Here is a 13,757-nt window from a genome sequence, read left to right as displayed (position 1 = left end):
CCACATTCGGGGACTGCATGAGTGACGCGACGGATCTGCCTGCGCCGCAAGGCAGCCCGATGGATGGTCCCGCCATTGCTGCACGTGGTCTCGGAAAGCGCTTCGGCGACCTCGTCGCGGTGAAGGGCATCGACCTCGACGTGCCGCGTGGCTCCTTCTTCGGGCTCGTCGGTCCGAACGGGGCGGGCAAGACGACGACGCTGTCGATGGTCACAGGCCTGCTGCGGCCCGACGCGGGGCAGGCGTTCGTGCTCGGGCGAGACGTCTGGGCCGACCCGGTCGCCGCCAAGCGACTGCTCGGCGTGCTGCCCGACGGGCTCAAGGTCTTCGACCGCCTCACCGGCCTCCAGCTCATCACGTATGCCGGCCTGCTCCGTGGCCTGCCACGTGAGCTCGCGTCCGAGCGCGCCGCGGAGCTCGTCGCCGCCCTCGGGCTGGCGGACGCGCAGGGCAAGCTCGTCGTCGACTACTCCGCGGGCATGACCAAGAAGGTGACGCTCGCCTCGGCGCTCGTCCACGGCCCCAGGGTGTTGGTCCTGGACGAGCCGTTCGAGGCCGTCGACCCGATCTCCGCGGCCACGATCCGGCGGATCCTCTCGGGCTACGTCGAGTCCGGTGGCACAGTCGTGCTGTCCAGCCACGTCATGGACCTCGTCGAGCGCACCTGCACTCATGTCGCGGTCATCTCCGACGGGGTCGTCCTCGAGACGGGTGAGCTCGACGCCGTGCGCGGGCGCCAGTCGCTCGAGGAACGGTTCGTCGACCTCGTGGGCGGCTCGACCGAAGTGGTGGGACTGTCGTGGTTGCGCACCTCGTCCGACTGAAGCTGGCGTTGCTGCGCAACATCTTCCGGCGGAGTCGGGCGCAGGCGATCGGCGCCGTCGTGGGCATCGTGTACTTCTCGTTCCTCGTCGTGGGCCTGACGGTGATCATCGCGTCCTTCCGCAGCTCGCTCGAGGCGGCGCGGGTCGTCATCCCGCTCGCCGGAGCCGCGGGCATCGTGCTGTGGACCGTGCTTCCGCTGTTCTCGTTCGGCTCCGACCCGACGCTCGACCCCGGTCGGTTCGCCACCTACTCCGTGCCGCACCGTGACCTCGCCGTCGGCCTGGTCGTCGCAGCGCTCGTGGGTCTGCCGTCCTTCGCCTCCATGGTGCTGGCGTCGGGAGTCGTCTTCGCCTGGTCCCAGACGGTCGGCTCGACGCTCGTCGCCCTGGTCTCGACCGCGGTCGGCCTCCTGACCGCCGTCACGACGAGCCGGTGGGTCTGCGCGCTGCTCACCAACGCCCTCTCGAGCCGTCGTGGGCGTGACGTCGTCGCCGTGCTCGGCCTCGTCCTCTTCGGCCTCGTCGCTCCCGCGATCACGATCGTGGCCAACCTGGGTGGCGGCCTCGGGCCGGCCGCCCGTTCGGCGGCGCGGGTGGTCGCCTGGTCGCCTCTCGGCTGGGCCTGGGCGGCACCGGGCGACGTGGCTGAAGGCCGACCGCTCACCGGTGCAGTGCGACTCGCTCTCGCCGTCGTGCTGCTCGCCGCCGTGTCGGCGCTCTGGTCACGTGTGCTGCGAACGCAGGTCGAGAACCCACGTGCGGTCTCGCGCACCGACTCCGCGACGTCGGCGGGTGACGACCTGGGGCTGCTCGTGCGCCTCCCGGACAGCCCGACGGGCGCCGTCGCGGCGCGGGTGCTCACCTACTGGAGACGCGATCCTCGCTACCAGACCGCGATGGCGATGACGCCGGTGCTGCCGTTGGCGCTGCTCATCCCCTTCTTCACGACCGACCAGACGTGGCCGCCCCTGCTCATGGGCCCCCTCCTCGCGTTTCTGATCGGGTGCAGCGGCCACAACGCCGTTTCCTACGACTCCGACGCGCTGTGGCTCCACGTCGTGGCAGGAACGAGCGGAGCCGACGACCGTCGCGGGCGGGCCGTTCCCGACGTGCTCCTCGCCCTGCTGCTCGTGCCTGTCTACACGCTGGTCGGTGTCGCCGTCACCGGCCGCTGGACGCTCGCGCCGGCGGCAATCGGAGTGTCCGCCGCGCTGCTCGGCACCGGGCTCGCCGTCTCGGCGGTGATGAGCGTCGTGCTGCCGTATCCCGTGCCCGAACCGGGCGCCAGCCCGTTCGGCACGCCACCCGGTGCTGCCGGCATCGCCATGGGGGCGCAGTCGCTCGCGAGTGTCGGGACGGTGCTGCTGTCGTCGCCGGTCCTGCTGCTCGCCCTGTCCGCCTGGGGCGGGTCATCCTGGGCCACGTGGGGTGCGGCCGTCGTCGGTGCCGTCGTGGGGATCGCCGCCGCCGTCACCGGGACCCGACTGGGTGCTCGCATCTACGACCGGCGGGCGCCGGAGCTGCTGTCGTCGCTGCGTCGCACCTGATCTCCGTCCAGGGCGGGGATAGCGCTGGGCGAGTTGTCACGTGGTGCCCGAATTGTCCTCTGTCGCAATCGATCCGGTGCCCCTCACGCGAAGCAATTTTCTTGTTTTACGTCGCCTGTGATGCGACTGAGAGCACACTGCAGAGCAGACAACAGCAAGGTAGGTAACGGGGGACAGAGGGGCCTTGGGCTCCCTGGGGGAACGAGTCGCGGGGGCGACACCCAGACCGCAAGCAGCCGTGGGGGACACGTAGGCGCGCGGTGATGGGTCATGCCATGCCGTTCCTCCAGGAACGCCCAAAGGCGTCAGGCGCAGATGGTCTGACGGTGCGCAGCACCGTGGTCACCGCACCCGGCGCATCGCTCCGAACGTCGCCCGTCGAGAGCTCGGTGGCGCCTCGCGCGCCACCCGAGGCCCTCGGGAGGGTCGACCGGCTCGGCCCCCCGAGGGAACCGGACGTCGTCCGGGCGACATGGGCGGGGAGGGCCGATGAGCGCAGTTGTGAGCGGCGTGATCGACGTGCGCGAACCGATCGCCGTCCAGGTGCTCGGCGGCGTGAGCGTGCGCGTGGACGACCGGGACATGGGTCCTCGGGACATCGGCGGCACCAAGGTGCGCCACCTGCTCCTCGCGCTGCTCTTCGCCGACGGTGTGCCCGTTCCCAAGGACGAGCTGATCTCGATGCTGTGGCCCGGCGAGCGCCGGTCCGCTTGCGGCGCCACGCTGGAGACCTACGTCTGCCAGCTGCGCAAGCGGCTGCGGCCGGCCGGCGCCCCGCGTTGGAGCCCGATCGAGACCGGCTCGGGCTGCTACCGCCTCGACGCCGACGTCGTGGACCTCGACCTGCACCGTCACCGTCGCCTCGTCGAGCACGCACTGTCGCGGGTCGACTCCGAGGCGGCGGTCCTCCAGCTGCGGTCGTCCTTCTCCGAGCTGCTCCGCCCCTTCCTTCCGGGAGAGGGCGACGCGGCCTGGCTGGAGGACGCCCGGTGGAGGCACGGCCGTCAGGTGCGCTCCTGGCTCGTCGCCGCCGCCGAGAAGGTCGTGGACGTCGCCCCTGCCGACGCCGCGGTCTGGGCGCGCGCGGCGATCGACCACGACCCGCTCGACGAGGGCGCCTGGTGGGCCCTGCTGCGCAGCGCGGAGGTCCAGGGGCGGCACGCCGACGCCCTGCGGTCCTACGAGGAGTGCCGCCGGCAGCTCGCTCGCGAGCTCGGCTGCCAACCGGGCCCGCGGCTGCAGGGGATCTACACGCGGCTGCTGGGGGGCCCGTCAGAATCCGCTCCGGACCTCGCCCAGCTCATCGAGTCGGTCATCCGCCTCTACGTCACGGTCTCCGGCGAACCGACGGCCGTCGCCGCCGGTCTGCCGACCCCTCTCCACGGGGTCGGCCCCTCGGTCGAGGAGGCGCGTCGCAACATCGACGCGCTGCTCCGCGGGCTCTCGCGCTCTCACGCCGTCGCCTCGCCGGACGCCTCCTCGCGCGTCCGGCCGATCTCCGGTGGGCGCCGACCGGCGTCCTCCATCAGCAGCTCACGACTCCAAACAGCAGTTCTCACGAGATAGGGATGCCATGAACTGGATCACTGGCAAATCACCCGGAGCGCCGAAGACGCGGTTCCTCTGGGGAGCGCGCCGACATGTCGGCGCGGCGTGGCATCCCACGGTTGCCACGCGCTTCCGTCGCGTCGCCGCGGGTGCAGCCATCGCGCTGCCCATGGCCATGCTCGCTCCCTCTGCCTCGCTCATGGCGAACGCGGCGGTGGCCCCCGTCGGTCAGGGCTTCACGGTGACACCGTCCGACCTGGCGTTCATCCTCAAGCAGATCAAGATCGCCGAGCGGCACGCGGCCACGCTCACCCCGGCCAACCCCTGCGGAACCCTCGTGGGACCCGGCCCCGACCAGATCCCCGACCGGCTCTCGGCCTACGGCCTGCGAACGGTCGACGGCTCGTGCAACAACCTGTTCCCGGGGCGCGAGACCTTCGCCACGGCCGACCAGCCGTTCCCGCGGCTGACGACGCCAAGGTTCCGTGCTGCGGAGCCGATCACACCGGCCCTACCCGTTGGGCCTCCCGGACCGACGAGCTATGCGCAGAAGCTCGCGAACAACGTCGTCATCGACTCGCAGCCACGCGTCATCAGCAACCTCATCGTCGACCAGACGTCCACCAACCCGGCAGCCGTGCAGGCGGCCGGCTTCCCGGTGCGCACGCAGGGCAACACGGGCGTCGTCCCGTGCACCACCGACCCCGACCCCGCAGCCGGGGTCGTCGGCGTGCCCGCAGGCTGCACGCCGTCGCACAAGACCCTGTTCATCCCCAACGTGACGACGGACGTCGGCCTCTCGCCGCCGTACAACTCGCTGTTCACCTTCTTCGGCCAGTTCTTCGACCACGGCGTCGACCAGACGGTCAAGAGCGGCGGGACCGTGTTCGTGCCGCTGCGGGCCGACGACCCGCTGCGCACCCTCGGCCCGGACGGCAAGGCCGGCACCGGTGACGAGGTGCCCGCGAGCCAGGCCTTCATGGTGCTCACGCGTGGCCAGAACCAGCCCGGTCCGGACAAGATCCTCGGCACGGCCGACGACATCCAGGACGCGAACAACACCGACTCCCCGTGGGTCGACCAGAGCCAGACCTACACCTCGCACGCCTCACACCAGGTCTTCCTGCGCGAGTACGTGCTCAACTCGCTGGGTCGCCCCGTCTCGACCGGCAAGCTCCTCGGCGGACTGCCGGCCGGTGCGCAGTACGCCGGCTCGCCCGACGGACGCGACGGCATCGGCACGTGGAAGGCGGTCAAGATCCAGGCGGCAACCAGGCTCGGCCTGCTGCTCACCGACGCCGACGTGACCAACATCCCGATGCTGGCCACCGACCCTTACGGCAAGTTCATCCCGGGCCCTGCCCGCGGCCTGCCGCAGTACGTCACGGCCACCGGTCTGGTCGAGGGCAACACCGCCGCTCCGGTCCCGGTCCCGGCGAACGTGGTCCACTTCGACACGCCGTTCCTGACGGACATCGCGCACAACGCCGACCCGAGCCCCGACCCGCGGACCGGAGTCCGTCCGACCCCGGACGCCGACGCCGTGCCCTCGGCCGACTTCGCGCACCAGCCGGCCGGCACCTACGACGACGAGATGCTCGACATGCACTTCGCCTGTGGTGACGGTCGCTGCAACGAGAACATCGCGCTCAGCGCCATCCACCAGATCTTCCACTCGGAGCACGACCGGCTCGTCGACGACATCAAGAACACCCTGACGAACGACACGTCGCCGGCTGGCGTCGCGGCGCTCGCCGAGTGGAAGCTCGCCGTCGCGCAGAACCCGGCCGGCTGGAACGGCGAGCGCCTCTTCCAGGCCGCCCGTTTCGTCACCGAGATGGAGTACCAGCACCTGGTGTTCGAGGAGTTCGCTCGCAAGATGCAGCCGCTGATCCGACCGTTCCACGTGTACAACCCGGACATCAACGCCGCCATCCCGGCCGAGTTCGCTCACGCCGTCTACCGCTTCGGGCACTCGATGCTCGACGACGACGTGGCGCGCACGAACGTGGTCACGGGCGCGGACAACACCGTCCCGCTGCTGACGGCCTTCCTCAACCCACCCGAGTACTACAACGGCGGGGGCCAGGGCATCACGGGCACGCTGACACCGCAGCAGGCTGCGGGGCAGATCGTGATGGGCTCGGCGGACCAGGTCGGCAACGAGCTCGACGAGTTCGTCACCGAGACCCTGCGCAACAACCTGCTCGGGCTCCCGCTCGACCTGCCGTCGATCAACATGACGCGTGCCCGGTCCGAGGGCATCCCGCCGCTCAACGACGTGCGTCGGCAGATCTTCGCCCAGACGAACGACGGACAGCTGGCGCCCTACACCAGCTGGACCGACTTCGGTCAGCACCTCAAGCACCCCGCGTCGCTGATCAACTTCGTCGCGGCCTATGGCACGCACCCGACCATCCGCGACGCTGGTCCGGACGGCATCTCGGGCAACGCCGACGACGTGACCACCATTGCGGCCAAGCGCGCAGCAGCGAAGCTCATCGTCGACCCGCCGGCGGGTGCAGTTCCGCCTGCCGACGCAGCCGACTTCATGTTCAGCACCGGTGCCTGGGCGACGCCTGCCAGCGGTGTGACGACCACGGGTCTGGACAGCGTCGACCTGTGGGTCGGCGGCCTGGCCGAGGTGACGAACCTCTTCGGCGGCCTGCTGGGGAGCACCTTCAACTACGTCTTCCAGACGTCGCTGGAGAACCTGCAGGACTTCGACCGGCTGTACTACCTCAACCGCACGCCGGGCATGAACCTGCGCACCCAGCTCGAGGGCAACAGCTTCTCCGAGATGATCCAGCGCAACACGGACGGCACGAACACCCTCAAGGCCGACGCCTTCGCCACGGCCGACTGCAAGTTCCAGATGTCGTTCCTCAACAACCCGGTCAACTCTCCGAACACCGTGGTGCGCGCGGCGACGCCCACCGTCCCCGCCAGCATCACCGGAGCGGGGTCGCTCGTGGACGACCCGAGCACGCCCGACTGTGACGAGAACCTGCTCCTGCTGAAGCAGCCGAACGGGACGATCCAGTACCGCCAGTTCAACAGCGTCGACCCGCCCGGCATCAACGGCCAGAGCGTGTACAACGGCACCGCGGCCGTCGACCGCATCTTCGGCGGCAACGACAACGACACCTTCTGGGGTGGCGCCGGCAACGACATCATCGAGGGCAACGGCGGCGACGACGTGGCGCTCGGCGGCGACGGGAACGACATCATCACCGACCTCAGCGGTGCAGACGTCGAGAAGGGTGGCCCGGGCAACGACGCCCTCGACGGAGGTATCGGCGACGACATCTTCATGGGCGGCGACGGCCAGGACTTCATCAACGGTGGCGCCAACGACAACGAGACGTTCGCCGGTCCCGGCAACGACTTCATCATCGCCGGCCAGGGCGCCGACGCCGTCTTCGGAGACGGTGGCGACGACTGGATCGAGGGTGGCTCCGGGCAGGACCTGCTCCAGGGCGACCACGGTGCGCCGTTCTTCGACGACCCGGGCCAGGTCGCGCCGGGCAACGACATCTTCGTCGGTCAGGTCGGTGAGAACGACTACGACGCCGAAGGTGGCGACGACATCATGTCCCAGAACGCGGCCATCGACCGCAACGCCGGTGCCGCCGGCTTCGACTGGGCCATCCACCAGTACGACACCGTGGGCGCGGACGACGACATGGAGATCAACAACAACCTCGTCGGCGTGCCGATCCAGGTGGTCGTCAACCGCGACCGTTGGCAGGAGACAGAGGCCAACTCCGGCTCCGCGTTCAACGACGTCATCCGCGGCACCAGCACGGCTCCGATCACCATCGGTGGCGCAGGCTTCGCAGGCTGCGACGTGCTGGACCAGGCCGGCCTCAACCGGATCAGCGGGCTCCAGCCCCTGCTGCCCGCCCTCACGGGTGACGCAGCTCCGGTGGTCGCGGCCTCTGCTGCCGGGTTCTGCCCGGTCACCGGTCCGGTCTGGGGCGACGGCGACATCCTCATCGGCGGCGCCGGCAACGACACCCTCGAGGGACGCGGCGCCGACGACATCATCGACGGCGACAAGGCTCTCTCGGTGCGGATCAGCGTCCGCAACGCCGCCGGTGTCGAGCTCGGTTCCACCGACCTCATGGAGGGCACCGCGAAGACCGGCACCTTCGGTCCCGGAACCACGGGCATGACCCTGCAGCAGGCGGTCTTCGCCGGTCTCGTCGACCCGGGCAACCTGGTGGCGGTCCGTCAGATCACCGCAGGCACGGCTGCTCCGGACTGCTCGACCACCGCGCCGGCTCCGACGGCCACCTCGGTCAACTGCGACACCGCCGTCTTCAGCGGGCCGCTGTCGAACTACAGCATCACGTCCGTCGCCGCCTCCGGCACGACGCTCGCGAGCATCCGGGTCACCCAGACCGGTGCGAACGTGGTCGGGCAGAAGGTCAGTGACGGTGTCGACACCCTGCGCAACATCGAGCTGCTGAAGTTCTCCGACGGGACGGTGCCGCTCACGGTGCCGAACGCCCCGACGAGCGTCACGGCGACGGCGACCGCAGGTGCCTTCGCCACCGGTTCCGCCACGGTCACGTGGGTGGCCCCGGCGGCCACCGCCTCGCCGGTCACCAGCTTCACGGTGGTCGTGCGCGACGGTGCCACGGTGGTCCAGACCATCACGGGCATCCCCGCCACGGCGACGAGCCGCACGGTCACCGGACTGGTCAACGGCACCACGTACACCCTGTCGGTGAGCGCGGTCACCGCGCTCGGCACCGGCCCCGAGGGAACCTCCAACGCGGTCACGCCGCGTGGTCTCCCGGGAGCGCCCACGGGAGTGACGGCCACGGCCGGCAACGCCCAGGCGACGGTGAACTGGCTCGCACCCGCGAGTGACGGCGGTTCGGCGGTCACGAGCTACACGCTCGTCGTCCGCAGCGGCGCCACCGTGGTCCGGACGGTCACGGGGATCGCCCCCACGGCCAGGACCAGCACGCAGACCGCCTTGACGAACGGGACGGCATACACCCTGTCCGTCAACGCCGTGAACGCGTTCGGCAACGGCACCGCCGTGGCATCGAACACGGTCACACCGGTCGGCGGAGTGCCCGGAGCGCCCAGGAGCGTGACCGCCACGGCCACCTCCGGCGCGACCACCACCGGGTCGGCGACGGTCAGCTGGCTGGCACCGCTGCCCAACGGCAGTGCCGCGATCACGAGCTACACCGTCGTGGTCCGGGCCGGCACCACCGTGGTGCGCACGGTCACGGGGATCGCCCCCACGGCCACGAGCAGCACGCAGACCGGTCTGACGAACGGCACGGCCTACACGCTGTCGGTCAACGCGGTCAACGCCGCGGGTGCGGGCGCGGTCGCCACGTCGGCCGCCGTCACCCCGCGCGGTCTGCCCGGCGTCCCGACGGGTGTCACGGCCACGCCGGGACCGTCCTCGGCAACCGTCGGGTGGGTCGCACCCGCCAACGGTGGCTCGGTGATCACCAGCTACCGCATCCAGGCGGTGCGTGGCGGCGTCGTCGTCGGCACGGTCACGACCACGGGCGCACCCACCACGTGGACGATCACCGGACTGCTCAACGGCTCGGCGTACACGTTCCGGGTCCAGGCGGTCAACGCCTTCGGTGCGAGCGCGCTGTCGGCTCCGGTGACCGTGACGCCGCGCACCGTGCCGGGCGCCCCCACCATCGGGACAGCAGTCTCGGGGGTGGCCGGTGGAACGGTCACGGCGACCGCCAACTGGACGGCTCCGGCTGCCACGGGCGGATCACCGATCACCGGCTACCGGGTGTCGGCGCTCCGCATGGCCGCGGACGGTGTCACCGTGCTGGGTACGACCGTGGTCACCGTCGGGTCGACACTCCGCACCGCGTCGCCGACGCTGGCCGCCGGCAACTACCGGTTCAGCGTCCAGGCGGTCAACGCGGCCGGCAACAGCGCCGCCTCCGCGAGGTCCAACCTCGTGACGGCGCGATGAGCGGGGTGGGGGCCCTGCCCGTCGGGGCCCCCACTTCCTGACACGGCACGACAGCGTGCCCCGGGTCCACGTCGGACCCGGGGCACTCTGCCGTGCGTTGACACGCGGGCGCCGTTGGCCCGTATGCCGTGTGCCGCGTGAGGTATGCCGTGTGCCGTGTGCCGTGTGCCGGTTGGCCGGGCGGCCCCGCGGGTCAGGCGGACCGGCTCGACCGGACCGTCGAGCTGTCGATGAGCAGGGCGTCGCCCTCGCGCACCAGGGTGAAGCTGGTGACCTCGTCGATGCGCCGTCCGTCACCGAACTCGTAGCGGACCGTCGCCGTCACCGAGTCGGGCGCGCTGCCTCGGACCTGGTGGGTGCTCACCTTGTCGACCGACTTCCAGAAGCCGTCGTAGGTGTCGCGGTCCTTTGCGGTGGTCTTCTGGTAGTGCTCCGTGAGCCGCTCCCAGCCCGCGTCGCGGTCGGCGGGCAGCAGAGCGTAGTAGTCGCGGATCGCCCGCTCGAGCTCCTGCGCGGTGGCCGCCGGGGCGACGGGTGCCGTGCTCGAGGGCGGGGCGGTCCGCGTCGCAGGTGCTGTCGCGGTCTTCGTCGGCGGTGAGCTGGTGCGCGCCGGCGACGGCTTCGACGAGGAGGCCGCTCCGGACGGCGGCGGTGTCGCGGCGCCACCCGCCGTGCCCCCGTCGAGAGAGACCAGGTAGGCGACGGCGCCGGCCACGAGCACGAGGGCCACGAGCGCGGCGAGCAGCCATGCGCGCGAACGGCGCCCGACGGACGGGGGAACAGTCGCCGCCCTCGCGCGCGGGCGGCTGGACGTCTCTCGCGCCGAGCCTCCGGTCCCCGACGTGGTGACCGCGTGCGGACCCCTCGCTAGGTCTGGACGCGTGACGTCGGCCGCAGTGGCCACGGGCAGCACGCGGGTGTGCGCCGCGGCGGTCTCAAGGGCGACCGTGCGTCCGGCCGCCACGTCTGCGAGCGAACGGGCCACCTCGTGCATCGACGGGCGCCTGGCCGGGTCGGCGCTGAGCATGCGCACCAGCAGCGGCGAGATGGCACTCGCGCGCGGTTCGGCGACGGTGCCCGAGGCGACCCGGTGCAGCAGCGCCATGGCGTTGTCGCCCTGGCCGAAGGGCGGCGTGCCCTCGAGTGCGGCGAACAGCGTCGAGCCGAGCGAGAACACGTCGGAGGCCGACGAGGACGCGGCCCCGCGGGCGACCTCGGGCGCCAGGTAGGCGGGCGTCCCCGTCACCAGCCCGGTGGACGTCAGCGAGGCGTCACCGAGGGCGTGCGAGATGCCGAAGTCGGTGATGCGGGCGACGCCGTCGTCGCCGACGAGGATGTTTCCCGGCTTGACGTCACGGTGCACGATGCCGGCCTCGTGGGCGGCGGCGAGCCCGGCGGCGACCTCGCTGCCGAGGCGCGCGACCTCTTCCGCCGGAAGGGTGCCCGCTTCGGCCAGCAGGTCCTGCAGGCTGCGCGAGGGCAGGAACTGCATGACGAGGCACGGGCGACCCTCGTGGTCGACGACGTCGAAGACCGGGACGGCGTTGGGGTGCTGGAGGCGTGCGGTGATGCGGGCCTCGCGCATCGCGCGCTGCCTCGCCACGTCGGCCTCCGCCTGGGAGAGGCCGACGGGCGAGTGCAGCAGCTTGACGGCGACGGTGCGGCTCAGCCGCTCGTCGCGCCCACGCCAGACGTGGCCCATGCCACCGGCCCCGATGCGCTCGAGCAGGCGGTAGCGCCCGGCGATGACGAGGTCAGGCTGCTCCGTCACGATGCCCTCCTGCCGGCTCGTCGCATTCGTTCGGTCGCTCGGCGGTCAGGCCCGGTCGACGGCGAGGTGCGCGGCGCCGATGATGCCGGCCTGGTTGCGCAGCTGGGCCGCGACGATCGGGCAGCGCATCTTCAGCTTCGGGATGAACTCGTCGCCGTCCTTGCTGATGCCCCCACCGACGACGACGAGGTCGGGGGAGAAGAGCTTCTCGATCGTGTCGTAGTAGACCTGCAGCCGCTCGACGTACTCGTCCCAGGAGAGGCTCTCGATGTCCTTGCGGGAGGAGGCCGCCCGGTCCTCGGCGTCGTAGCCGTCGATCTCGAGGTGGCCGAGCTCGGAGTTGGGCACGAGACGGCCGTCGTGGATGAGGGCCGAGCCGATGCCGGTGCCGAGCGTGGTGAGGATGACGAGGCCCTTCACGCCCTTGGCGGCGCCGTAGTAGAGCTCGGCGAGGCCCGCGGCGTCGGCGTCGTTGAGCACGGTGACCGCCCGGCCGGTGTGCTCCTGGATGAGTGCCTCGGCGTCGGTGTCGATCCAGGTCGGGTCGATGTTGGCGGCGGACAGCACGGTGCCGCGGATGACGACGGCAGGGATCGTGACCCCGATCGGGGAGTCGCCCGTGACGTCGGCGAAGTGGTCGACGATCTCGTCGACGACCTCGGCCACGGCGTCGGGCGTGGCCGGCTGCGGGGTGTCGATGCGCAGCCGCTTGCCGGCGAGCTCGCCCTTCTTGAGGTCGACGGGTGCGCCCTTGATGCCGCTGCCGCCGATGTCGATGCCGAGGGGCGTGCCCTTCTTGGCCATGGTCCCTGCTTCCTTGTCGAGGACGTTGAGGTCGTTCGGGGTGGTTCGAGTGGAGCGAGTACGTGCTTGTCGGACGCGCCTACGGCTGGGCGCCGTCGGCCACGGTGAGGATCTCGTTGCCGTCGTCGGTGATGAGGATGGTGTGCTCGAACTGGGCCGAGCGGGAGCCGTCGCGGGTGACGACGGTCCACCTGTCGTCCCACATGTCCCACTCGTGCGTGCCGAGGTTGAGCATCGGCTCGATGGTGAAGGTCATGCCCGGCTCGATGACGGTGTCGTAGTGGGGCGCGGCGTCGTAGTGCGGGACGATGAGCCCCGAGTGGAACTCGAGCCCGATGCCGTGACCGGTGAAGTCGCGCACCACGCCGTAGCCGAAGCGCTTGGCGTAGCTCTCGATGACGCGGCCGACGACGTTGAGCTGGCGGCCCGGACGCGCGGCGCGGATGCCCCGCATCATCGCCTCGTGCGTGCGTTCGACGAGCAGGCGTGACTCCTCGTCGACGTCGCCGACGAGGTAGGTGGCATCGGTGTCGCCGTGCACCCCGCCGATGTATGCCGTCACGTCGATGTTGACGATGTCGCCGTCCTCGAGGCGGCGGCCGTCGGGGATGCCGTGGCAGATCACCTCGTTGACGCTCGTGCACACGGACTTGGGGAAGCCCTTGTAGCCGAGCGGCGAGGGGTAGGCGCCGTGGTCGAGCATGTACTCGTGGGCGACGGCGTCGAGCTCGTCGGTGGTCACACCGGGCGCGATCGCCCTGGACGCCTCGACCATCGCGTTGGCGGCGATGCGTCCGGCCACCCGCATGCGCTCGACCAGCTCGGCGTCCTTGACGTGCACGTCGCCGTCCTCGCGCGGGTTGTCCACGTCGACGTAGTGGGGGCGCTCGATCGATGCCGGCACGGCTCGGCGCGGACTGACGGCGTGCGGGGACACCCGCGGGTGGAGCAACGGCATACGGTGGAGTCTAGGTCGTCCGCGGGTGGCGTCCACGAGGGGCGCCCACGAGACGGACCCCTCGTCCGGCCACGGCTCCGCGACGAGATCCCGAGGAGAAGGAGTGTGCTCGTGAGCTTCTGGTACAACGTCGACACGGGTCAGGTCGAGACCGACGAGAACCGCAGCCGCGGCGAGCAGGTGCTCGGCCCGTACGCGTCCGAGGCCGAGGCGCGGGCCGCCCTCGACACCGCCCACAAGAAGACCGAGGACTGGGACGCCGAGGACCGCGAGTGGAACGACCGCGGTGCCGCCGGCTCGGGCGGCGGTGGCGACTCGTCCTGACCCG

Annotated in this window: 8 protein-coding genes; 5 read left to right on the top strand and 3 right to left on the bottom strand. The window is 71.0% G+C overall.

Annotated features, from left to right (window positions below; genetic code table 11):
• Positions 1-17: 17 nt before the first annotated feature.
• From ACFQ2V_RS07290 to ACFQ2V_RS07275, 4 genes are all read left to right on the top strand, one after another.
• Entirely contained in the window at positions 18-824 is an 807-nt protein-coding gene (locus ACFQ2V_RS07290; protein ID WP_386051994.1) for an ABC transporter ATP-binding protein, read from the top strand.
• Positions 800-2,371: a hypothetical protein gene (locus ACFQ2V_RS07285; RefSeq protein WP_386051993.1), complete on the top strand. Its 1,572-nt coding sequence runs from the start codon at positions 800-802 to the stop codon at positions 2,369-2,371. The genes ACFQ2V_RS07290 and ACFQ2V_RS07285 overlap by 25 nt, the downstream gene beginning before the upstream one ends.
• A 489-nt stretch (positions 2,372-2,860) precedes the next feature.
• Positions 2,861-3,937 carry an AfsR/SARP family transcriptional regulator gene (locus tag ACFQ2V_RS07280; protein ID WP_386051992.1) on the top strand — a complete coding sequence of 359 codons (1,077 nt, stop codon included), beginning with the start codon at positions 2,861-2,863 and terminating at the stop codon, positions 3,935-3,937.
• Positions 3,938-3,944: 7 nt separating this feature from the next.
• Positions 3,945-9,896 (top strand): peroxidase family protein, encoded by a 5,952-nt coding sequence (locus tag ACFQ2V_RS07275; RefSeq protein WP_386051991.1) that lies wholly within the window; start codon positions 3,945-3,947, stop codon positions 9,894-9,896.
• 193 nt (positions 9,897-10,089) lie between these two features.
• On the opposite strand, the gene ACFQ2V_RS07270 is transcribed toward ACFQ2V_RS07275, so the two are convergent.
• The 3 genes from ACFQ2V_RS07270 to map form a co-directional block, all read right to left on the bottom strand.
• The gene (locus ACFQ2V_RS07270; protein ID WP_386051990.1) at positions 10,090-11,667 is read right to left on the bottom strand and encodes a serine/threonine-protein kinase; all 1,578 of its coding nucleotides are present in this window, start codon (positions 11,665-11,667) and stop codon (positions 10,090-10,092) included.
• Between the two features lie 45 nt (positions 11,668-11,712).
• On the bottom strand, positions 11,713-12,471 hold the full coding sequence (gene ppgK, locus ACFQ2V_RS07265; protein WP_386051989.1) for a polyphosphate--glucose phosphotransferase: 759 nt from the start codon (positions 12,469-12,471) through the stop codon (positions 11,713-11,715).
• A 79-nt stretch (positions 12,472-12,550) separates the two neighbouring features.
• Positions 12,551-13,429 carry a type I methionyl aminopeptidase gene (gene map, locus ACFQ2V_RS07260; RefSeq protein WP_386051988.1) on the bottom strand — a complete coding sequence of 293 codons (879 nt, stop codon included), beginning with the start codon at positions 13,427-13,429 and terminating at the stop codon, positions 12,551-12,553.
• A gap of 111 nt (positions 13,430-13,540) precedes the next feature.
• Here map and ACFQ2V_RS07255 point away from each other — a divergent pair, with 111 nt between their 5' ends.
• Complete coding sequence (locus ACFQ2V_RS07255) at positions 13,541-13,753, top strand: methionine aminopeptidase (protein ID WP_386051987.1); 213 nt, start codon at positions 13,541-13,543, stop codon at positions 13,751-13,753.
• The last annotated feature ends 4 nt before the right edge of the window (positions 13,754-13,757 follow it).

It is taken from the genome of Terrabacter terrigena (genome assembly GCF_042676085.1).
GTDB lineage: Bacteria > Actinomycetota > Actinomycetes > Actinomycetales > Dermatophilaceae > Terrabacter > Terrabacter terrigena.
This window is presented reverse-complemented; position numbering and strand designations above follow the sequence as displayed.